We start from the raw sequence: 20,987 nt of genomic DNA, 5'->3' as shown, positions 1-20,987 counted from the left end.
CCGGCGTCGGGGCCCGCCTCTCAGGGCCGGCCGGCCGCGATGAGGGCGGGCAGCTGCCGCATGTCGTGGAACACAGTGGTGCCCGGGCCGGCCAGCCGCTCCGCCGGGGTCACGCCACCGGCGTACGCGAAGACGTGCATCCCGGCCGACCGGGCGGCCTGAACGCCGTGGGCGCTGTCCTCGACCACCGCGCAGTGTTCGGGTGCGGTACCGAGCGTCCCGGCGGCGTGCAGGAACAGGTCCGGCGCCGGTTTCCCGTGGGCGACTTCCGTGGCGCTGAAGATCCGGCCTTCGAAGCGCTGCAGCAGGCCGGTCTGCCCCAGCGTCCGCTGCATCTTGGCGTGGCTCCCGCTGGAGGCCACGCAGTGCGGGAGCCGGATCCCGTCCAGCGCCTCCACCACGCCGTCAACCGCCACCAGCCCGCGTTCGAACGCCGACCGGTACCAGGGATCATATTTCCGGTCCCAGCCCTCGCCCAGTTCGATGCCCAGCTGGTCCTCGATCGCGGCAATGAAGTGCGCCTCGGTCCTGCCCACGAAGCGCTCGACAATTTCCTCGAGCTCCAGTTCCCACCCAAGGTCGGCGAGCACCAGCTGGTCCACCCGGACGGCGATGACCTCGGAATCAACCAGGACGCCGTCGCAGTCGAAAACCACGAGCTCGAAACCGTGAAGAGTCATTCCGCCATGGTAGCCAGGCGCTGCCTCAGCTCGCCGGGGGAACGCACCGGAAGCCCGCAGACCATGCCGCGGCACAGATAGACCAGCGGCGCCCCGTCGGTGTCCGCCCCGCGCCCGCGCAGCAATGGCACGGCGGCGTCGTCGTCCTGCGCCGAGTCCTCCCCTTCAGCTTTTTCCCCTGCAGCTTGTTCCCTTGCAGGGGCTTCCTGCAGGGCGATCACCAGCCCGGGGCTCGGCGAGAGCAGCAGCTCGCGGTGCAGCGCCGCCCGCTCCGGCGTGTCCGGCCCGACGACGGCGGCCTCCACCGGGCCGGCCAGCGCCGCCTGCGCCGTGGCGAGCAGCCAGCCGGCCGCCCGCGGCGCCCGGGTGGCCAGCGGCGGCAGCAGCGACAGGATGTTGCCGGCGAGGGCGCGGTGTTCCTGGGAGCCGGACAGTGCCGCGCAGGACAGCAGCGCACCGGCGAAGGCGGCCGCTCCGCTCGGCGTGGCACTGTCGAACAGCTCCACTGACGCGCGTCCGCACTGGGCATTGGAGACCTGGTCCGATTCCCCCGTGGTGTCCTTGAGCGTGCCGTCCGTGGTGAACCGCACGCAGGCTGCGGCCAGGATGCCCTCCGCCAGCCGGTACCAGTGTGTCCGGCCGGTGACGGCGTACAGCGCGACCAGGCCCTCGACGCAGAAAGCGTAGTCCTCCAGGAGCCCGCCGATCCCCCGCGCGGCGCCGTCGTGGGACACCCGCATGAGGGTTCCGGGTTCACCCGCGGCACCCGGCCGCCAGTGCACCCGCTCCAGGTACGCTGCGATGCGCCCGGCTGCGGCCACCAGCCGGGGCTGCTCCAATACCGCGCCGGCGTCGGCCAGGGCGGCGATGGCCAGCCCGTTCCAGCCGGCCACAACTTTGTCGTCCCGGGCCGGCTGGTGCCGGCGGGAACGCTCGGTGAGCAGCACCGGCCGCACCCGCTGCCAGAGTTCCGCCTCGCCGGCGCCGAGCGCCCGGCCGGGGTGCAGCGGGGATCCGTCCGCGGAGACGGTGCCACGCGGGTGGACGTTCATGAGGCGCGCGACGGCGGCGCCGTCCCCGGGGCCCAAAACAGCCTCCAGCGCTGCCGGCGTCCACAGGTAGCTGCCGCCCTCGGCGTGGACACCGTCCACCACGGTATCGGCGTCGAGGGACGAGGCCAGCGCCTCGGGAAGCGGCTCGTGCACGGCCCCGGGAGGCTGCGCGTCACAGGCATCGTCCATGCCGAGTCCCAGCGATGCCAGCAGCCAGCCGGCCGTGCGTCCGGCGACTTCGGCTGCCTCCGCGGCGGGGTACCCGGCCGTGCCGCCGAGCCGGACCCAGTGGACATAGACGCGCAGCAGCTGGGCGTTGTCGTAGAGCATTTTTTCGAAGTGCGGTACGGACCAGTCGCGGGTCACGGAGTAGCGGGCGAAGCCGCCGTCGAGCTGGTCAAACAGGGCCGAACGGGACATCGCGGCGAGGGTGCGGCCCGCCAGGCCGCGGGCCTGCGCCGCGGTGCCGGAGCCGGCAGGTGAGGGGGCGGCGGCGTGGCGGATCAGGAACTCCAGGACCGCCGGGGGCGGGAATTTCGGCGCGGTGCCGAAGCCGCCGCCGGAAGGGTCTTCGGCGGCCGCCAGCGCCTGCACGGCGTCAGCGGGCAGGGCCGGATCGAGTGGCTCCGGCACACCGCCCAGCCGCACGGCGGCGCTGGGCTGCGAGGCTGCGAGGCCGCTGGCCAGGCCCGCGGCGTTCTGTTCCACGGCGTCGCGGCGCTCCCGCCAGGCGTCCGCCACGGCCTCCAGCACCTGGCGGAAGGAGGGCCTGCCGGGCAGCGGCCGGGGCGGATAGTAGGTGCCGGCATGGAAGGCCCGGCCATCGGGCAACAGGAAAACGGACATGGGCCAGCCGCCTTCACCGCTGATCGCCTGGGTCGCGGCCATATAGACGGCGTCGACGTCGGGGCGCTCCTCACGATCCACCTTGACGGCCACGAAGTTGGCGTTCAGGTAGGCCGCGGTGTCCGGGTCCTCAAACGACTCCCGGGCCATGACGTGGCACCAGTGGCAGGCCGCGTAGCCGATGGAGAGGAAGACCGGCACGTCGCGGGCGGCCGCGAAGGCGAAGGCCTCGTCGCCGAACGGCCGCCAATGCACGGGGTTTCCGGCGTGCTGCCGGAGATAGGCAGAGGGTTCCGCGCCCAGGGCGTTGGCGGCCTGGGGGAAGGGCGGGGGGATGCCGCCGTCAGCGGCTTCCGGGTCCTGCATCACCGTTGGCTTCCGGGCGGCTGCCGGGCTGGCCGGCGGGATTCTGGACCCCGGGGTTCCCGGCACCCGCCCCGGTGGTCCGGGGATCACCCTCGGTGCCGGCGGCCTCGGCGGCGGCCGCGCGCTCCTCCTCCACCTGGGCGCGGTAGCGGACGCGGCGGATGCGCCGGACCATGTCCACAATCAGCAGCGCCGTCAGCACCACGATGAACGCGGTCAGGAGGAATCCCAGCAGGCCGGGAGTCACCTGGTCCTGGGACAGCCCCGGGCGCAGCGACGGCGTGGGGGTGGGTGCCGGCGCGGTTGCCAGGGTGATGAGCAAGGAATGCACGGTGAGGAACCTTCTATGGGGCTGAATGGCGGCCCGACGGGGCTGGCCACGGGGCTGCGCTGGATCTGTTTCCACAACGTCTTCTACGCGTCATAGAAATGGCCTGTTGGGTCTATCTTAGCCCGGCGAAGAAGTCCTTTTCAGGCAGTTCGGCCGGAATCCTGGATTGGATCAGCGAGTAGTCCTCCCATGGCCAGACGCGGCGCTGCATCGCCGGCGAGACGGCGAAGAAGAAGCCTTCCGGGTCCACCTGCGTGCGGTGCGCCCTTAGTGCGTCATCGCGTGCTTCGAAGAAGTCCCCGCACTCGATCTGGGTGGTGGTGGGGTGGGTCGGCGCGGGCGGGGTGTGGCCCTCGGCGTCGGCTTCCAGCCAGGCAGCGAGCCGTTCGGCGTAAGGCGAGCGGAGGCCCGATTCCTCCAGCGCGAAATGCAGGGCACGGAACCGTTCGGGGCTGAACGCGCGGTCGTAGTAGAGCTTGCTCGGCGCCCAGGCATCGCCGGTTCCGGGGTAGCGGGCCGGGTCTCCGGCGGCTTCGAAGGCCTCGACGGCGACGCGGTGCGCCATGATGTGGTCCGGATGCGGGTACCCGCCGTTCTCGTCGTAGCTCAGGATGACCTGCGGCTTGAACGCACGGACCAGCCGGACCAGCGGCGCGGCCGCCCGCTCCAGCGGCAGCGTGGCGAAGGAACCGGCCGGCAGTGGCGGCAGCGGATCGCCCTCGGGCAGCCCCGAGTCGACGAAGCCCAGCCAGCGCTGGCGGACGCCCAGGACCTTGGCGGCGTGCTCCATCTCGAGCCGGCGGGCACCGGCCATGTCCCGCTTGGGGTGCGGCTCGCCCTCCACGGCGGGGTTCTGGATGTCACCGCGGGAACCGTCGGTGCAGGTGGCAACCAGGACGTCGATGCCGGCCGCGGCGTACATCGCCATCGTGGCGGCGCCCTTGCTGGATTCATCGTCGGGATGAGCATGGACAGCCAACAGCCGAAGCGGCGCTGACGGGCTGGTGGACGCTGTCATCGTGGGACGGCTCCTCTTTCATCTACAGGTACAGAACTTTTGGCAGGCGCAGCGGGCCGGATCGGCGGCGCGGCAAATTCCCGTCGTGATCCACACTAAACTGGACTGGTGACTTCCAAGGATCAGCCTGCCGCGCCCGCGCCGGCATCTCCCAGCCTAGCCAATCGCTACGGCGGTCAAAAGCGGACGCTCAGCGGCAAAGCCAAACGCACCATCCTCATCCTTGCCCTCGTGGCCGGGATGGCCTTTATGGCCTGGATCTCGACTTCGAATGCGACGGAAAGCGTCACTTTCAAGGACATCGGCTACAGCACGCCGGACGCCACCCTGGCGGAGATCGATTTCCAGGTGACCAAGGAGCCCGCCACGGCCGCGAAGTGTTCCGTCAAGGCGCTTGATTCCAAATTCGCCGTCGTCGGCTGGAAAGTCGTGGATATCGGGCCCAACGCCGCCGACGCCGGCTCCGACGGCGGACGCACCACTGCCCACCGGGCAACGGTGCGCACCGAGTCCGGGGCAGTATCCGTCGTCGTCGACAGCTGCTGGATCCCCGACGCCGGTAAGTAGGGTCGCGGCGCCATGGTGTGATCCACACCATGGCCATCTTTGGTTTATCCACAGGATTGACTACAATGGATCAATACCTTTCCCCCGCTGAGCTGGTTACTGAGTCCCAAAAGTGGCCACCGTGGCGGGGTCTTTGCTTGTTTGACCACAAAGGAGAAGTCCGTGTCTACCACCAACAGCGCAACTGCAGCTTGGCTTACCCAGGAAGCTTTTGACCGCCTGAAGGCAGAGCTGGACCACCTCTCCGGCCCCGGCCGGGCGGAAATCGTCCAGAAGATCGAGGCGGCGCGCCAGGAAGGCGACCTCAAGGAGAACGGCGGCTACCACGCGGCCAAGGAGGAGCAGGGCAAGATCGAGGCCCGTATTCGCCAGCTGACCGCGCTGCTCCGGGACGCCCACGTGGGCGAGTCCCCCGCCGACGACGGAATTGTCGAGCCCGGCATGATCGTCGTGGCCAAAATCGCCGGCGATGAAGAAACCTTCCTGCTCGGCTCCCGGGAAATTGCCGGCGACTCGGACCTGGACGTCTTCAGTGAGAAGTCACCGCTGGGTGCTGCCATCGTCGGCCACAAGGAAGGCGACAAGCTCAGCTACACCGCCCCGAACGGCAAGGAGATTGCGGTGGAGATCATGTCCGCCAAGCCGTACGCCGGCTGACACCTGACGTAACGCAACCCACGACGCCGGCCCTCCCCAAAGCGGGAGGGCCGGCGTCGTTTTCAGTAGTGAATGCCGGCGTTGGTTGCCGCTACTGCCTGGTGCGCAGCGTTCCGGGCCGCTGTGCGCTCAACAGCAGGGCTGCGAGCACTCCGCCGATGGCCCCACCGAGGTGCGCCTGCCAGGACACGTAGCCCGCCACCGTGGGCAGGATTCCGAACAGGATGCCCCCGTAGCTCAGGAACAGGACCACCGAGAGCAGGATCTGCCACCAGTTGCGGTTGAAGAAGCCGCGCACCAGCAGGAACGCGAAGAGGCCGAAGACAAGGCCGGACGCCCCGACGGTGATGTTGAAGCCGCCGATCAGCCACACCACCACCCCGGAGACAAGCCAGCTCAGGGCCAGGGTGGTGAAGAACACCCGGCGCCCGGACAGCAGCACAAGGAAGCCGAAGATGATCAGCGGAAGTGTGTTGGAGAACAGGTGCGCCAGGTTGGCGTGCAGCAGCGGGAACGTCAGGATGTCCAGGATCCCGTCGGGGCTGCGCGGGCGGAGGCCGAACGTGCCGTTGAGCGACCGCAGCATGAGGGCGTTGATGACCTCGATGACATACAGCGCCAGCACAAACAATCCCACCACCAGCAGGCCTTTGCGGGCGCGTGACGCCGCGGCGTCGCCGGCGCGCGGGCTGCCGTTCCGGGTGGAGTCCAGCATCGCGGCCCCCTAGTGCACCACGATTGGCTGGAAGCCTTCGGCCCGGAGCGCCGCGAGGACCTTCTCGCAGTGCTCGTGGCCCTTGGTTTCCAGGTTCACGGTGATGGACACATCGCCCATGCTGATCGAGCCGCCCACCCGGGTGTGGTCCAGGCCCGTCACGTTGGCGTCGTTCTCGGCGATGATCCGGGCGATCGTGGCGAGCGAACCGGGACGGTCGTCCAGCATCATCCGCACGGTCATGTACCGGCCGGCGGCGGAGAGGCCGCGCTGGATGACCTTGAGCATCAGCATCGGGTCAATGTTGCCGCCGGAGAGCACGACGGCGACGGTGCCCGGGTTCTCGATCTTGCCTTCCATCAGCGCCGCGACGCCCACCGCGCCGGCGGGCTCGACGACCATCTTGGCGCGCTCCAGCAGGAAGATGAGCGCCCGGGCCAGGGCGTCCTCGCTGACGGTGACGACGTCGTCGACGAGCTCCCGGATGATGCTGAAGGGCAGCTGCCCGGGCCGTCCCACGGCGATGCCGTCGGCCATGGTGGAGACGCGTTTGAGCGGCACGAGGGCGTCTGCGGCGAGCGAGGGCGGGTAGGCGGCCGCGTTTTCGGCCTGCACGCCGATGATCCGGATCTCCCGGCCCAGTTCCTTGGCCCTGGCCTTGACGGCCACGGCGACGCCGGCGAGGAGTCCGCCGCCGCCAACGCCCATCAGGATGGTGTCGACGTTGGGGATCTGTTCCAGGATTTCCAGTCCGACGGTGCCCTGGCCGGCGACGACGTCAACGTCGTCGAAGGGGTGGACAAAGACGGCTCCGGTCTCGTCGGCGTAGCGCTTGGCCTCAGCGAGGGCCTCGTCCACGTTGTGTCCGTGCAGGACCACTTCGGCCCCGTGGCTGCGCGTGGCGGCGAGTTTGGGCAGGGCGACGCCCAACGGCATGTAGATCCGGGCTTTGATGCCCAGGCTCTTGGCCGCAACGGCCACGCCCTGGGCGTGGTTGCCGGCCGAGGCCGCCACGACGCCGCGCTTCTTCTCCTCGGGGGAAAGCTTGGCCATCCGGACATAGGCACCACGGACCTTGAAGGAACCGGCCCGCTGTAGGTTTTCGCACTTGAGGAAGACCTCGCCACCGACCATGCTGCCCAGGGCACGGGAGGATTCAACCGGCGTCCGCGTAATAATCCCGTCGAGCAGCTTCTGCGCCTCCAGGACATTGTCCAGCGTGACGGGCAGGCTCTCAAGGGTGTTCACGAACTAGTCTCCTTCTTAGGATCAGTCTTCGGCTCAGTGTGGATCAGGTTGTGAAGCCGGCACCGGCGCCCCGTCCGGCCTCACTGCCAGGGGAACCGCTGCCGGGTGCGGCATCGTCGCCACGTCCGGTAGTTGCGCCCGGCAGGTGGGCGTCCCCTCCGGAGACGGCGCCCGGCGCAGGGGCAATCAAGTCCGCGCCCGCGGCCGATAGCGCACTTTCATGTTCCCACGTTCTGCCGGCAATGTAGCGAATCGACGAGTTTGCTACGGCCAGGATGGGCACGGAGAACAAGGCTCCGGGAATTCCGGCGAGGTAGGAACCGGCGGCGACGGCCAGGATGACGGCGACCGGGTGCAACTTGACGGCCTTGCCCATGATCAGCGGCTGGAGGATGTGGCTTTCCAGCTGCTGGACCAGCAGCACAACGCCCAGCATGATCAGGGCGTTCACCCACCCATTGGCGACGAGGGCCAGCAGCACCGCGACAGCGCCGGTCACCAGGGCGCCGACGATCGGGATGAAGGAGCCGAGGAACACCAGTACCCCCAGCGGAAGCGCCAAGGGCACGCCGAGGATCGCTGCCCCCACCCCGATGCCGACCGCGTCCACGAAGGCGACGAACATCTGCACCCGGGCGTAGCTCACCATGGAGGACCAGCCCACCCGGCCGGCTCCGTCCGCCGCGACGCGGGCCTTACGGGGCAGCAGCCGCACCAGGAAGGACCAGATGCGGTCTCCTTCCAGCAGGAAGAAGATGAGGATGAACAGCGCCAGGATCATGCCGGCGGCGAAGTGCCCGGCGGTGCTGCCGAAGGAAAGTGCACCGCTGAGAATGCTGCTGCTGTTGTTCTGCAGCGCTTCGGTGGCCTCTTTCAGGTACTGGTCGATCTGGGCCGCGGTGAGGTGCAGGGGGCCGTCCGCGAGCCAGGCCTGGATTTTCTGGATCCCGGCGAGCGCCTCGCTCCACAACTCAGCGAAGCCGGAGACCAGCTGCCGGCCCACGAGGGCCAAGGCCCCGCCAATCGTGCCGATGAAGCCCAGGACGGTCATGGCGACGGCGAGCCCGATGGGGACGTGGTTCCTCCTGAGCCAGTTCTTCACCGGTGACAGCAACCCGGCCAGCAGCGCGGCGACCATCACGGGTATCAGCAGGAAGCTGACCCTGCTGAGCAGCCACACGAGCGCGCCTGCCATCAGAATGATGAGTCCGAGGCGCCAGGACCAGGACGCGGCGATCCGCACGCCGTAGGGGATGTCCTGATCGAGTTCCCGGTCCGTGGCGGCCCGCAGCCGGGCGGCGGGGCGTGCTGCCGCGGTGTGGTCTCGCGGGGCGGCATCGTCAGCTGGCGTCATAGCCCCATGATTCACCAGCGCCGCCCGGATGTGAAACCACGCGCTTTCTCAGCGCCCCAGGGACGCGCTGATCCCCCACGTCATGGCGAACCGCTCCCCCGGATCCAGCCAGCGGAGGCCGTCGCCGCTGTTGAAGGCGTTGGCCGGACCGGTCATCGGCTCGATCGCCACCGCCTTGGTGCGGCCCGGAAACTCAGTGGTGACAAAAACGTGGACGTAGCCGCAGTTTTCGTCCTGCCAGAGGCTGACGCTCCGCCCGTCCGGCGCGCTCAGCGTGTGGCGGGCGATGCCGGCGTCGAACTCCAGGTCCGTGTAGGCCGAATCGAGGTCCAGGGCGGCCACGGACCGCCCGGCGCGGAGGTCGGAGTCGCCGGCCACCGGTTCCGCGCCGCGCGGGATCAGCCGCTCGTCCGTCAGGAGCCTGGTGCCGGCGTGGACGGTGACCGTCAGCTCCTCGCTGGGGACCTCCCCCAGCCGGAGGTAGGGGTGGGCGCCGAGGACGAACGGTGCCCGCTCCCGGGAGTCGTTGATCAGGAGCTGCCGGACCACAAGGCCCAGGTCCTCGGCGAGTTCGTAGCTCACGCGGTGGCGCAGCAGGAAGGGGTAGCCGTGCTGCGGGAACACCGCCGCTTCCAGGGTGACCGAGAATTCGGATTCGTCGACGAGTTCATAGGAGGCGTTGCGCAGCAGCCCGTGGCTGGCGTTGTTGCGGGATACCTCAGTGATGTCCAGCTGCTGCTTCTTGCCGTTCAGGTACCAGACGCCGTCCTCCACGCGGTTCGCCCACGGGGCCAGCGTGATGCCGGCGGCGCCCGGTGAAATCTCCGCGTTGCCGTAGCTTTCCGTCAGCTGCGTGCCGCCGCGGCTGTACAGCCTCAGCCCGGCGGCCAGTTCGGTGACGACGGCGAGCGCGTCGCCGCGCCTCAGCTCATACTGCCGGCCCGAGGCATAGCGCCGGGCCGAAGCGTCCGTGCCATCGCTGAGGCTGTCGCTGGCAGGGGAATCCGGGGAGGCGTGTGGCGGCAGGTTCATGGTCACCACCGTACCTAGCCGCGGGCCGCGGCGTATACCGTGGACCCATGACCCGCATTTCCAGGACGGCCGCCGCCGGCCACACGGCATGACGCTCCCCCTTGATGCCCGGCAACTGGCGGCCCGCTTCGCCTCTGTCTTCGGCGCAACGCCCGACGGCGTGTGGCAGGCACCCGGCCGCATCAATCTGATCGGCGAGCATACCGACTACAACGAGGGCTTCGTGCTGCCGTTTGCTATCGACAGGACAGCGAGGGTGGCGGTCCGCCGGCGTCCGGACTCCGGTATCCGGCTGCTGTCCACCTTCGGCAACCAGGGGCTGACGACGGCGGATGCCGGGTCGCTGGAGCGCGGCACGGCGAAGGGGTGGACCAAGTACCCGTTGGGTGTCGTGTGGGCACTCCAGCAGCTCGGACTCCCCGTGCGCGGCCTGGACCTCCTGCTGGACTCCGATGTCCCCCGCGGCGCCGGCCTGTCCTCGTCCCACGCGATCGAGTGCGCCGTGATCTCCGCGCTCAACGAGCTCACCGCGGCGGGCCTGGACACCCGGGACATGGTCCTGGCCACCCAGAGGGCCGAGAACGACTTTGTCGGCGCGCCCACCGGCATTATGGACCAGTCCGCGTCGCTGCGCGGCGCGGCCGGGCACGCCCTCTTCCTGGACTGCCGCGACCAGAGCTGCCGGCTGGTCCCCTTCGACGCCGAAGCCGCCGGGCTGGTGCTGCTCGTGGTGGACACGAAGGTGTCGCATTCCCATGCCGGCGGCGGCTACGCCTCCCGGCGTGCCTCCTGCGAGCTGGGGGCCGAGGTGCTCGGGGTGAAGGCCCTGCGCGACGTCGGGCTCGACGACCTGGAAGAAGCCAGCGGCCTGCTGGATCCGGAGACGTTCCGCCGGGTGCGGCATGTGGTCACCGAGAATGACCGGGTTCTGCAGGTGGTCGGGCTTCTCGGCAGCGCCGGGCCGGCGGCGATCGGACCGCTGCTGGATGCGTCCCATGCCTCCATGCGGGATGACTTCGAGATTTCCTGTCCGGAGCTGGATCTCGCCGTCGAGACCGCCCGCGCTGCCGGCGCGGTCGGTGCCCGGATGACCGGGGGCGGCTTCGGCGGCTCGGCGATCGCGCTCACCCCGGTGGCGGCCGAGCAGCAGGTGCGCGCCGCCGTCGAACGTGCCTTCGCAGGAGCCGGCTACGTGGCACCGGAGATCTTCAGTGTCCGGCCCTCGGCAGGGGCGATGCGCCTGTCATAGGCGGAGCGTAGGCTGGGCGCATGCCAGATGCCGTCATAGTTTCCACTGCCAGGAGCCCCATCGGCCGCGCCTTCAAAGGCTCACTGAAGGATGAACGGCCCGACGATCTCGCGGCCGCCATGGTGTCCGCCGCGCTGGCCCGGATTCCGTCCTTCGACGCGGCGGACACCGCCGGCCGCGGCCTGGACGACCTCTACCTGGGCTGCGCCGAACCCAGCGGCGAGGCCGGCTCCAATATGGCCAGGGTGGTCACCATCCTGGCCGGGCTGGACGACGTCCCGGGCGCCACCATCAACCGTTTCTGCGCCTCCAGCCTGCAGACCCTCCGGATGGCCTTCCACGCCATCAAGGCCGGCGAGGGACACGCGTTTGTCTCGGCCGGGGTGGAGGCCGTGTCCCGGTACCGCGACTGGGCCGGTGCCGGGGAGACGGATGCCAGTACCCACAACCCGCTTTTTGACCCAGCCCGGCAGCGCACCGCCGCCCGTGCCGCGTCCAATACGCCGTGGACGGACCCGCGGCTGGGCGGCCGGATGCCGGATATCTATATCGCCATGGGGCAGACCGCGGAAAACGTCGCGACCAGCTTCGGCATCAGCCGGGCAGAGCAGGACGCCTGGGCCGTGCTCAGCCAGAACCGCGCCGAAGCAGCCATCGCCTCCGGCTTCTATGCCCGCGAGATCACGCCCTACACCCGCAGGGACGGCACCGTGATCGACCGGGACGACTCCCCGCGGGCCGGCGTCACCCTCGAATCGGTCAGCGCCCTCCAGCCCGTCTTCCGCGCCGAGGGCACCGTCACCGCAGGCAATGCCTGCCCGCTGAACGACGGAGCGGCCGCCGTCGTCGTGATGAGCGAGGCACGGGCGCGCGAACTGGGACTGGAACCGCTGGCCCGGATTCTCTCCACGGGCGTCAGCGCCCTCTCCCCCGAGCTCATGGGGATGGGCCCGGTCGAGGCGAGCCGGCGGGCGTTGGCCCTTGCCGGGCTGGCGATGGAGGACATGGACCTCGTGGAGCTCAACGAAGCCTTCGCGGTCCAGGTCATCGCCAGCGCCCGGGAACTCGGCATCGACCATAACAAGCTCAACGTCCACGGCGGCGCCATCGCGCTGGGGCACCCCTTCGGGATGACCGGCGCACGGATGACCACGACCCTGCTCAACGGACTCCGGGAACGGGATGCGGCCCTGGGCCTGGCGACTCTGTGCGTCGGCGGCGGCCAGGGCATGGCGGTGGTGCTGGAGCGGCTCAGCTGAGGCCCCGCCCGTTGCTGCCGGGCCAGCCGCTGCCGGAGGTTACTGCCGGACCTCGGTGCGGGCACAAAAAAGGGGAGCCCCGGCGGGGCTCCCCTTTCCTGTTGGTCCGTTACCGGCCGAACGTCGGCGTTGTTACTCGTCGCCGCGCAGGATCGCGAGCAGTCGGATGATCTCCACGTAGAGCCAGACCAGGGTGACCGTGAGGCCGAAGGCGGCGGTCCAGGAGAAGCGCTGCGGGGCGCCGCTGCGGACGCCGGCTTCGATGCTGGTGAAGTCCATGATCAGGGCGAAGGCAGCGAGGCCGATCGCCAGCACGCCGATGAAGACGCCCAGCGGAATGCCGAAGATCTCGATCTCGGTGCGCAGGCCGAACGGGGAATCGACAGCGCCGGTCCACACCATGACCATGTTGATGAGTGCGAAGACGGCGTAGCCGATGGTTGCGATCATAAAGAAGCGCATGGCCTTCGGCGTCGCCCGGACCTTGCCGTTCTTGAAGAGCAAGAGGGTCACGGCGAACACGGAGAGCGTGCCGATGACGGCCTGCAGGCCGACGCCCGGGTAGATGCCATCGAGGATCCGCGTCAGGCCGCCGAGGAACAGGCCCTCGAGGGCCGCATAGGCCAGGATCAGCGCCGGCGAGGGCTGCTTCTTGAAGGTGTTGACGAGGGCGAGGACGAATCCGCCCAGCGCACCGACGATCATCAGCATGTAGGCCAGGCCCTCTGCCACCACGAGGGTGACAGCCGCACCGGCGACGACGGCGCCGAGGCAGGCCGCGGTCTTCATGATGACGTCGTCGTAGGTCATGCGGCCGGTGTCGGCGGGGCCGGCGGCGGGCCGGTTGTACATGTCCTGGAGCTGGTCCTGGGTCATGCCTTGCTGGGCAGGGTTCCAACCGGTCTGGGTCTGGCCGTACTGGGCCTGGCCGTACGCGTTCTGACCGTAGGGGCCCTGTCCGTAAGCCTGCGGGGCAGGCGGTGCCTGGGTTGCTCCACGGAAGTTCTTTCCGTTGAAGACTGGGTTTCCGCCAAGTGCCATTGCGGGTGTCCTCCAAATAAAGGGGGTGAATGATGATTCGGTAGTGAACTTTTAGTGCCTGGTTACAACACGCTACCAATTCCAACAGCCGAGGGGCACTGTTAGTTCCCGGCAGGCCCCTGCCGCAACGCAACCGTGACCTGTGCGCCGGGTTTTTCCGGCCTCGTTTCCCGACGGCGGATATCGACTGTTTAGGCATACTCAGGATCAACAAAAGTTTACTTAAGGACAGGTAAACCACGTTGCCGCCCCGGCTTCACGGTTGTTACGCGATCGCGACGTTAAGCCTGCTCGCGACGGCATTCATTGCCCCGAACGGGCTGTAACATGGGCCAAGCAGGGTGACGGATATCACAAGCCCTACCGCTCCACCGCATCGCACCTGGCACCACCCCGTCACCCTGACTGTTCGCAGCGGTTGCAATGGCGCAACCCACACCACCCCCATGTGGAGGTTTCATTTTGAGAAGCACACCGAGAGGCCTGTCGCAGAGACGGCGCGGCAGACTGCTGAGAGTTGTGGGGGCTGTTTTTGCCGCCGTAGCCGCACTACTGCTCATCGTCGCGCCAGCATCCCAGGCCACGAGCCCCTCGCCGACACCATCCCCGTCGGCAACCACGTTCCAGAACAGCATCAGCGGCTTCCTGCGCGGCGACGACCGCGCACCGATCGCTGACGTCACCATCACGGCCAAGGGCGACGACTTCACCGGCACGGCGAAATCAGGCGCCAACGGCTCCTGGACCATCGGGGTGCCCACCCAGGGGACCTACGAAATCGAGCTGGATGAATCCACGCTTCCGGAGGGCATCAAACTCGCCGACGGCCAGGAAAACCCCCGGCAGGTTACCTTCAGCCAGACCTCCAACCTCTCGGTGATCTTCGCCTTCGGCGAAGGCATCGTGATCCAGCAGCAGGATTTCGGCCAGAACCTGATCAACCGCCTCGTGGCGGGACTCAGCTTCGGTCTGCTGCTGGCCCTCGCCTCCGTGGGCCTCTCCCTGATCTTCGGCACCACCGGCCTGACCAACTTCGCCCACGGCGAGATGGTCACCCTCGGTGCCGTGCTGGTCTTCGCCTTCAACGCCATGAACCTTCCGTTCTGGCTGGCCATCCTGCTCGCCCTGCTCGGCGGCGGCCTATTCGGCTATGTCCAGGACGCCGGCCTATGGAAGCCGCTCCGGCGCCGCGGCACCGGCCTGGTGCCGATGATGATTGTCAGCATCGGCCTCGCCCTGGCCGTCCGCTACGTCATCCAGTTCTTCTTCGGTGGCGCCACCCAGCAGCTGCCCTACGCCCAGAGCGCGGAAATCCAGCTCGGCCCGATCTCCATTTCACCGAACAACCTCTGGTCCCTCGTAATCAGCGCGGTGGTCATTGCCATCCTCGGTATCGTCCTGCTCAAAACCCGGCTCGGCAAAGCCACCCGCGCAGTCGCCGATAACCCGGCGCTGGCAGCGGCCTCAGGCATCGACGTCGACTCCGTCATCCGGATTGTCTGGGTCACCGGCGGCATGCTCGCCTCCCTCGGCGGCATCCTGTGGGCGTACTACCGGCCCGGTGTCACCTTCGACATGGGTTCGCAGATCCTGCTGCTCATCTTCGCCGGCGTCACCCTTGGCGGCCTCGGCACGGTGTGGGGCGCCCTGATCGGATCCATCATCGTCGGCATCTTCGTGGAGCTGACCACTGTGTTCGGCCTCGCCGCCGACCTCAAATACGTGGGAGCACTGTTCATCATGATTATTGTCCTTCTGATCCGGCCCCAAGGTATCTTGGGCCGGCGCGAGCGCGTGGGTTAGGAGACAGCCATGGACTTCGGATTCATATTTTCCAGCGCTGCCGGTGAGCTGTTCAGCCCGACGACGGCTGCCTACGCCCTGGCCACCCTCGGCCTCGCGGTTCACTTCGGCTACGCCGGCCTGCTGAACTTCGGCCAGGCCGGCTTCATGGCGGTGGGGGCCTACGGCTTCGCCATCTCCACCCTGACGTTCGGTGTGCCGTTCTTCGTCGGTCTGCTGATCGCCGTGGTCTGCGCAGCCATTTTTGCTTTGCTGCTGGGTATCCCTACCCTCCGGCTGCGGGCCGACTATCTGGCTATCGTCACCATCGCGGCGGCGGAAATCGTGCGCTACATCGTCACCACCAACCAGCTGACCACGGTCACCGGTTCCGCCAACGGCCTGGCCGCATTCGAAGGCGGGTTCTATGCGATGAACCCGTTCCCCGAAGGCTCCTACATGGGCATGAACAACCGCGACTTCTTCATCCGCGTTGTCGGCTGGTCCGTGGTCGCGATCTGCTGCCTCCTGGTGTGGCTGCTGATGCGCAGCCCCTGGGGACGTGTCCTCAAGGGCATCCGCGAGGACGAAAACGCCGTCCGCTCGCTCGGCAAGAACGTGTACGCCTACAAGATGCAGGCCCTGATCATCGGTGGTGTTCTCGGCGCCCTCGCGGGGATGATCTTCACCCTCCCCCGCGGCGCGGTCCAGCCGGCGAACTACGGCACCGAACTGACGTTCTTCCTCTACACCTGCCTGCTGCTTGGCGGCCTGGGCACGGTGCTGGGGCCGGTCGTCGGCGCCATGATCTTCTGGGTCGTGCTGTCCCTCACACAAGGCATCCTCTACGGCCTCATCGAATCCGGCGCCGTCACCTGGCTGAACACGGTCCAGGCCGGCCAGCTGCGTTACATCCTGGTGGGTGTCGCACTGATGCTGCTGATGATCTTCAGGCCCCAGGGTGTCCTCGGCAATAAGAAGGAGCTGGCGTTCGCATGAGCACGCAGAGCGAAGAAACTGGCATTGACTACATGACGGACACGCGTCCGATTGCCGCCGGGGAGACTGCCCCCGGCTGCAAGAAGCGCGACCCGATCGTGGTCGCGGAAAATGTCACCCGCAGCTTCGGCGGCATCAACGCCGTCGACGTCGAGTACCTGGAGATCCCGCGGCACAAGATCACCGCGCTGATCGGCCCCAACGGCGCCGGCAAGACCACGCTGTTCAACCTGCTCACGGGATTCGATACGCCCAACTCGGGCAAGTGGCAGTTCGAAGGCAACAGCCTGGCCGGGGTGTCCTCGTACAAGGTTGCCCGGATGGGCATGGTCCGCACATTCCAGCTGACCAAGGTCATGGGCAAGCTCACCGTGATGGAGAACATGCGCCTCGGCGCCTCCGACCAGTCCGGCGAGCGGCTCTCCAAGGCCCTCTTCAAGGGCATCTGGGGTGGCCAGGAGAAGAAGATCACCGAGGAAGCGAACGTCCTGCTCGAGAAGTTCAAGCTGGATGCCAAGAAGGACGACTACGCGGCGTCCCTCTCCGGCGGCCAGCGGAAGCTGCTCGAAATGGCCCGCTCTCTGATGGTCCGGCCCAAGCTGGTCATGCTCGACGAGCCGATGGCCGGCGTCAACCCGGCCCTGACGCAGTCGCTGCTGGACCACATCAAGAACCTCAAGGCCGAGGGCATGACCGTATTGTTCGTCGAACACGACATGCACATGGTCCGGCACATCGCCGACTGGGTGGTGGTCATGGCCGAGGGCAAGATCGTGGCCGAGGGCCCGCCTGCCGAGGTCATGAAGAACCCTGCCGTGATTGACGCCTACCTGGGCGCCCACCACGACGTGGACCTCGGTGACTCGGAAGGCATCAAGGAACTGGCCGCCGAACTGGTCGCCGACGAGGAATCGATCGTTGGCACCGAAAACGCCGGGATCATCTCGCTCGACGTTGTCGCCTCGGAAACGGCTGAGTCGACGGGTCCGGAGAGCACCAGTCCGGCGCGCGGCCGGCGCAGCGCCGAGGAGCCGACCCGCGGCGAGCAGCCGCCAAGCACAGCTAAGGACACAGAATGAGCGCCACCAGCGCGGCTCCCGCCGCCAACCCCGTGCACGACGAGGATTCGGTCGTCAAGGTCACCGACCTGGTGGCCGGCTACATCCCCGGCGTCAACATCCTCAACGGCTGCAGCATCGAGGCCCGCAAGGGCGAGCTGATCGGCATCATCGGCCCCAACGGCGCCGGCAAGTCCACGCTGCTGAAGGCGATGTTCGGCCTGGTCAAGGTCCACTCGGGTTCCGTGGTGGTCCGCGGCCAGGACATCACCGGGCTCAAGGCAAACAAGCTGGTCAGCAAAGGCATCGGGTTTGTGCCGCAGAACAACAACGTGTTCGCGGCCCTGACCATCGAGGAGAACCTCCAGATGGGCATGTTCCAGCGCCCCAAGGACTTCGCCGAGCGCTTCGACTTCGTCACGGGCCTGTTCCCGGAACTCGGCAAGCGGCGTGCCCAGCGTGCCGGCTCGCTCTCCGGCGGCGAACGCCAGATGGTCGCGATGGGACGGGCCCTCATGATGGACCCGGCCGTGCTGCTGCTCGACGAGCCCTCCGCGGGCCTCTCCCCGGTCAAGCAGGACGAGACCTTCCTCCGGGTGCACGAGATCAACCGCGCCGGCGTCTCGGTCATCATGGTGGAGCAGAACGCCCGACGCTGCCTGCAGATCTGTGACCGCGGCTATGTGCTGGACCAGGGCAAGGATGCGTACACCGGCACCGGCCGGGAACTCATGAAGGACCCCAAGGTCATCCAGCTGTACCTGGGCACCCTCGCCGACACCGTCGAGTAGTTCCCCGGCAGCACCGCAAGAAGAGGGGCCGTCACCAGCCGGTGGCGGCCCTTTTGCGCGCCCGGTGTGCTTCCACCCGGGTTGCCTGTGCCCGGCGCCCCGCAGGACGACGACGGCGTCACGCAGCGCAGGGTTTTAGCCCGGCGGCAGGGACTCAGGGCCGTGCGTGACGGGCGGGCCCTGCCTCCCCCTCCCCCGCACGCAAGAAACCCCCGTCCGGAACGGACGGGGGTTTCTTGGTGGCTAGGGAAGGGCGAGCTTACAGCTTGCCGAACTCTTCCTTGGATGCCTTGTAGGTGTTGTCATCCTGGAACTCGTAGATGCCGACGTAGGCTTCCGTCGGGTCACCGGCTTCGGAGAACGTTACGGGGCCGGACTGGCCGTCGTAGTCGATGTCCTTGCCTTCACGGAGGAGGGTGACGCAGGACGGGAAGTCGCTGCACTTTTCGCCGCTCTCAGAGACTGCCTTGAGCTGCGTGGCGATGTCGACGCCCTTGGTGCTCTCAGCCGCTTCGGAGGCCAGTGCGATGAGGTTCACGGCGTCATAGGACTCGCCTGCGTAGCTGTAATCCTTCAGTGCGGGATCGATAGCCAGGAGCTTCTTCTTGAAGTCATCCTTGGCGAAGGTGCCCGGGATGGTGCCCTGGGCGCCCTTCAGGGTGCCTGCCTGGAAGTCCTTGCTGTAGTCGGACATGTTGCCGTCAACGAGGAAGAGCTGGGTGGGCTTGATGCCCTTGCCCGTCATCAGCGGGACGATGCTCTTGGCCTGGTCGAAGGTGATCAGGGCGATGGCGTCCGGCTTCGCGGCGATGACCTTGTCGACCTGGCTGCTGAACTGGGAATCGCCTTCGTTGAAGAGTTCCTCTGCAACGACCTTGCCGCCTGCCGCCTCGAACGCTGCCTTCACGTTCTTCGCGAGGCCGGTTCCGTAAGCGTCGTTCAGGACGATCATGCCAACGGTCTGGGCGCCACAGGTGGCCATGTAGTTGCCGAGGACCTTGCCTTGGAGCACGTCCGAGGGGGCGGTGCGCCAGTAGAGGCCCTTGTCGTCCCAGTCGGTGAAGTCCGGCGAGGTGTTGGCCGGGGAGAACTGGATGACGCCGGCGCCGGTGATCTGGTTGATCACGGTCTTGGAAACGCCGGAGGACGCGGCACCGATGATGGCACCAACGCCCTGGCCCAGCAGAGCCGTGGTGGACTGCGTGGCAATATCGGTCTTGGTGTCACCGGAGTCGCGGTGGATGACCTCTACAGGCTTGCCCAGCACGCCGCCGGCATCGTTGATTTCCTTGATGCCAAGGTTGACACCCGCAATTTCGGGCGGGCCGAGGAAGGCCAGCGACCCGGTGGTCGGCAGGAGCGAGCCGATCTTCAGGGCGGTGTCGGTGGTGCCGGTGGAAGCGGGGACCTCGCCGGCATTGGTCGCGGCAGAGGTACCGGCTCCAGCTCCAGCGCTGGGGGCCGGGCATGCGATGCCTGCGGCGTTGGCGGAAGCGGATCCGGTTCCGGTCGACGTTGGGGTGGACGCGCCACCACAAGCCGTAGCCAGAAGGGCGACGCCGATGCTAAGCGCGGTCAGCTTAGCGATGCGGGGCGCCACCTGGGGGAGTGAAGTCATTTACAATCTCCTCGATCTAAAGGTGCGAACGGCCTTTGATGCGAATGATCAGGTGTTCCTGATTTACTTCAAGCTAGTGCACTTCCGGCCCGATCCAAAGTGACTACGGTCACATCCTTATAACACTCGTTGCATAGAGGAAATCTGCCGGCCGGACCGGCGGGCGCCACGACGTGTGCCCCAGGTGGGACTCGAACCCACAACACGCGGATTTTAAGTCCGCTGCCTCTGCCAATTGGGCTACTGGGGCGCCCGGTCCATGGTATCCCCTCCGGGGCTCCGGCTAGGCGATGCCGAACGGCTTGGCGTAGCGGAATGTTCCGCTGACTCCGCCCGGCCAGACCGCCAGTGGGAGCAGCTGGAAGTGCCCGCCCCAGGCCGGGTCGGGGGGTTCCACGCCGAGGGAGGTCGACGCCACGAAGCCGAAGCGCGAGTAGTACTCCGGGTCGCCCAGCAGCGCGATGCCGCGCTCCCCCGCGGCGTTGGCCCGGAGAATCGTTTCCTTCATGAGCGCGCTGCCGATACCGTGGCGCTGCAGCCGCGGGACCACCCCGATCGGGCCCAGGCCCAGGAGCTCCAGCTCCCGCACCCGGCCGCGGGTGCTGATCGCATGGCCGACGATCCCGCCGTCGAGCTCCGCGACGATGCTGAACTCCGGGAGGTAGTCGTCGCAGTCGAACAGCGCCGCCAGGAGCTGCACCTCTTCCGGCTCGCCCTCGACGGGCAGCCCGGTGACCGGGGAGACGGCGAAGGCCGCGGCGGTGAGGGCAAGGATGGCGGGACGGTCCGCTGGCTGTTCGCTGCGCAGCACCAGCTCCGGGGCTGGCTTGTGCTCCCCGCTGGCGGCAACCAGTTCGTGCAGCACTTCGAGCGCCCGGTCAGCATCCGCGACCGGGACCAGGAGGTGGTCGTGGTGGAAGCCGGCCAGGACATTGCAACTGATTTTGGCCTCGCTCAGGGCGGCGCTGACCGCCGCCGTCAGGCCGATGGCCTCAAGCGAGGAGTGCACCTGCAGGGTGATCCAGGCGCCGACGAAGTCGTAGGACAGTCCGAGGCTGTCGGCTTCGGCCCGCGGCAGCACGACCGTCAGGCCTTCCGCTTCACGGACGGCGGCCGCGATCGCCCCGGCCAGGGGACGTCCGTGCGGCCAGAGGACGTAGACGAACTCGCCGTCCCGCAGTTCCGGGTGCATGGTGGCCAACAGGGTGTGGAGGTCCTTTTCAGCTGTCATGGAGCCAGTCTAGGGGCGGGCCCGGCCCTGCCCGGGCAGGCTGCCGGCGACGGCGTGCGGGGTTAACGACGACGGCGGCCGCTCCCCCGCAAG

Annotated in this window: 19 protein-coding genes and 1 tRNA gene; 8 read left to right on the top strand and 12 right to left on the bottom strand. The window is 67.9% G+C overall.

All coding sequences use genetic code 11. The features are described from left to right. Positions 1-20 precede the first annotated feature (20 nt). From AC50YC_RS13740 to mca, 4 genes are all read right to left on the bottom strand, one after another. A complete protein-coding gene (locus AC50YC_RS13740) occupies positions 21-680 on the bottom strand; it encodes an HAD family hydrolase (RefSeq protein WP_494954059.1) in 660 nt (219 codons plus the stop codon). Beyond that, complete coding sequence (locus tag AC50YC_RS13735) at positions 677-2,944, bottom strand: thioredoxin domain-containing protein (protein ID WP_494954058.1); 2,268 nt, start codon at positions 2,942-2,944, stop codon at positions 677-679. The genes AC50YC_RS13740 and AC50YC_RS13735 overlap by 4 nt, the downstream gene beginning before the upstream one ends. After that, positions 2,922-3,275 carry a hypothetical protein gene (locus AC50YC_RS13730; RefSeq protein ID WP_494954057.1) on the bottom strand — a complete coding sequence of 118 codons (354 nt, stop codon included), beginning with the start codon at positions 3,273-3,275 and terminating at the stop codon, positions 2,922-2,924. The genes AC50YC_RS13735 and AC50YC_RS13730 overlap by 23 nt, the downstream gene beginning before the upstream one ends. A gap of 112 nt (positions 3,276-3,387) precedes the next feature. Next, positions 3,388-4,293, bottom strand: coding sequence for a mycothiol conjugate amidase Mca (gene mca, locus AC50YC_RS13725; RefSeq protein WP_494954056.1), 906 nt, complete (start codon positions 4,291-4,293; stop codon positions 3,388-3,390). A gap of 108 nt (positions 4,294-4,401) precedes the next feature. Here mca and AC50YC_RS13720 point away from each other — a divergent pair, with 108 nt between their 5' ends. Continuing rightward, positions 4,402-4,860 carry a DUF4307 domain-containing protein gene (locus AC50YC_RS13720; protein ID WP_494954055.1) on the top strand — a complete coding sequence of 153 codons (459 nt, stop codon included), beginning with the start codon at positions 4,402-4,404 and terminating at the stop codon, positions 4,858-4,860. 162 nt (positions 4,861-5,022) lie between these two features. Next, complete coding sequence (gene greA, locus AC50YC_RS13715; protein WP_494954054.1) at positions 5,023-5,517, top strand: transcription elongation factor GreA; 495 nt, start codon at positions 5,023-5,025, stop codon at positions 5,515-5,517. Positions 5,518-5,608: 91 nt separating this feature from the next. Here the strand turns inward: greA and AC50YC_RS13710 are convergent, their stop codons facing one another. Genes AC50YC_RS13710 through AC50YC_RS13695 form a run of 4 tightly spaced genes read right to left on the bottom strand, consistent with a single transcriptional unit; the run spans position 5,609 to position 9,866 of the window. Continuing rightward, positions 5,609-6,232: a rhomboid family intramembrane serine protease gene (locus AC50YC_RS13710; protein WP_494954053.1), complete on the bottom strand. Its 624-nt coding sequence runs from the start codon at positions 6,230-6,232 to the stop codon at positions 5,609-5,611. A 9-nt stretch (positions 6,233-6,241) separates the two neighbouring features. Beyond that, positions 6,242-7,480, bottom strand: coding sequence for a threonine ammonia-lyase (ilvA, locus tag AC50YC_RS13705; protein WP_354173267.1), 1,239 nt, complete (start codon positions 7,478-7,480; stop codon positions 6,242-6,244). 43 nt (positions 7,481-7,523) lie between these two features. Continuing rightward, complete coding sequence (locus tag AC50YC_RS13700) at positions 7,524-8,834, bottom strand: AI-2E family transporter (protein ID WP_494954052.1); 1,311 nt, start codon at positions 8,832-8,834, stop codon at positions 7,524-7,526. A gap of 48 nt (positions 8,835-8,882) precedes the next feature. Continuing rightward, positions 8,883-9,866, bottom strand: coding sequence for an aldose 1-epimerase family protein (locus AC50YC_RS13695; RefSeq protein WP_494954051.1), 984 nt, complete (start codon positions 9,864-9,866; stop codon positions 8,883-8,885). A gap of 88 nt (positions 9,867-9,954) precedes the next feature. Between AC50YC_RS13695 and galK the strand changes: the two genes are divergently transcribed. Both galK and AC50YC_RS13685 read left to right on the top strand, forming a co-directional pair. Further along, the gene (galK, locus tag AC50YC_RS13690) at positions 9,955-11,115 is read left to right on the top strand and encodes a galactokinase (protein ID WP_494954050.1); all 1,161 of its coding nucleotides are present in this window, start codon (positions 9,955-9,957) and stop codon (positions 11,113-11,115) included. Between the two features lie 20 nt (positions 11,116-11,135). Then, entirely contained in the window at positions 11,136-12,374 is a 1,239-nt protein-coding gene (locus tag AC50YC_RS13685) for an acetyl-CoA C-acetyltransferase (protein ID WP_494954049.1), read from the top strand. Positions 12,375-12,506: 132 nt separating this feature from the next. Here the strand turns inward: AC50YC_RS13685 and AC50YC_RS13680 are convergent, their stop codons facing one another. After that, positions 12,507-13,415 carry a Bax inhibitor-1/YccA family protein gene (locus AC50YC_RS13680; RefSeq protein WP_494954048.1) on the bottom strand — a complete coding sequence of 303 codons (909 nt, stop codon included), beginning with the start codon at positions 13,413-13,415 and terminating at the stop codon, positions 12,507-12,509. A gap of 519 nt (positions 13,416-13,934) precedes the next feature. On the opposite strand from AC50YC_RS13680, the gene AC50YC_RS13675 reads away from it, so the two are divergent. From AC50YC_RS13675 to AC50YC_RS13660, 4 genes are read left to right on the top strand one after another with little or no spacing between them, the layout of a single operon-like run. After that, positions 13,935-15,218 (top strand): branched-chain amino acid ABC transporter permease, encoded by a 1,284-nt coding sequence (locus tag AC50YC_RS13675; protein ID WP_494954047.1) that lies wholly within the window; start codon positions 13,935-13,937, stop codon positions 15,216-15,218. A 9-nt stretch (positions 15,219-15,227) separates the two neighbouring features. Then, complete coding sequence (locus AC50YC_RS13670; protein WP_494954046.1) at positions 15,228-16,196, top strand: branched-chain amino acid ABC transporter permease; 969 nt, start codon at positions 15,228-15,230, stop codon at positions 16,194-16,196. After that, positions 16,193-17,275 (top strand): ABC transporter ATP-binding protein, encoded by a 1,083-nt coding sequence (locus AC50YC_RS13665; protein WP_494954045.1) that lies wholly within the window; start codon positions 16,193-16,195, stop codon positions 17,273-17,275. The genes AC50YC_RS13670 and AC50YC_RS13665 overlap by 4 nt, the downstream gene beginning before the upstream one ends. After that, positions 17,272-18,045, top strand: coding sequence for an ABC transporter ATP-binding protein (locus AC50YC_RS13660; protein ID WP_494954044.1), 774 nt, complete (start codon positions 17,272-17,274; stop codon positions 18,043-18,045). The genes AC50YC_RS13665 and AC50YC_RS13660 overlap by 4 nt, the downstream gene beginning before the upstream one ends. Positions 18,046-18,304: 259 nt before the next feature. Here the strand turns inward: AC50YC_RS13660 and AC50YC_RS13655 are convergent, their stop codons facing one another. The 3 genes from AC50YC_RS13655 to AC50YC_RS13645 all read right to left on the bottom strand — a co-directional run bounded on the left by AC50YC_RS13655 (position 18,305) and on the right by AC50YC_RS13645 (position 20,894). Further along, the gene (locus AC50YC_RS13655) at positions 18,305-19,663 is read right to left on the bottom strand and encodes an ABC transporter substrate-binding protein (protein WP_494954043.1); all 1,359 of its coding nucleotides are present in this window, start codon (positions 19,661-19,663) and stop codon (positions 18,305-18,307) included. A 176-nt stretch (positions 19,664-19,839) separates the two neighbouring features. Beyond that, positions 19,840-19,913: transfer RNA gene (locus tag AC50YC_RS13650), tRNA-Leu, on the bottom strand. Between the two features lie 33 nt (positions 19,914-19,946). Beyond that, entirely contained in the window at positions 19,947-20,894 is a 948-nt protein-coding gene (locus tag AC50YC_RS13645; RefSeq protein ID WP_494954042.1) for an N-acetyltransferase, read from the bottom strand. Positions 20,895-20,987: the final 93 nt, after the last annotated feature.

The organism is Pseudarthrobacter sp. MDT1-56, from assembly GCF_059383555.1.
This window is presented reverse-complemented; position numbering and strand designations above follow the sequence as displayed.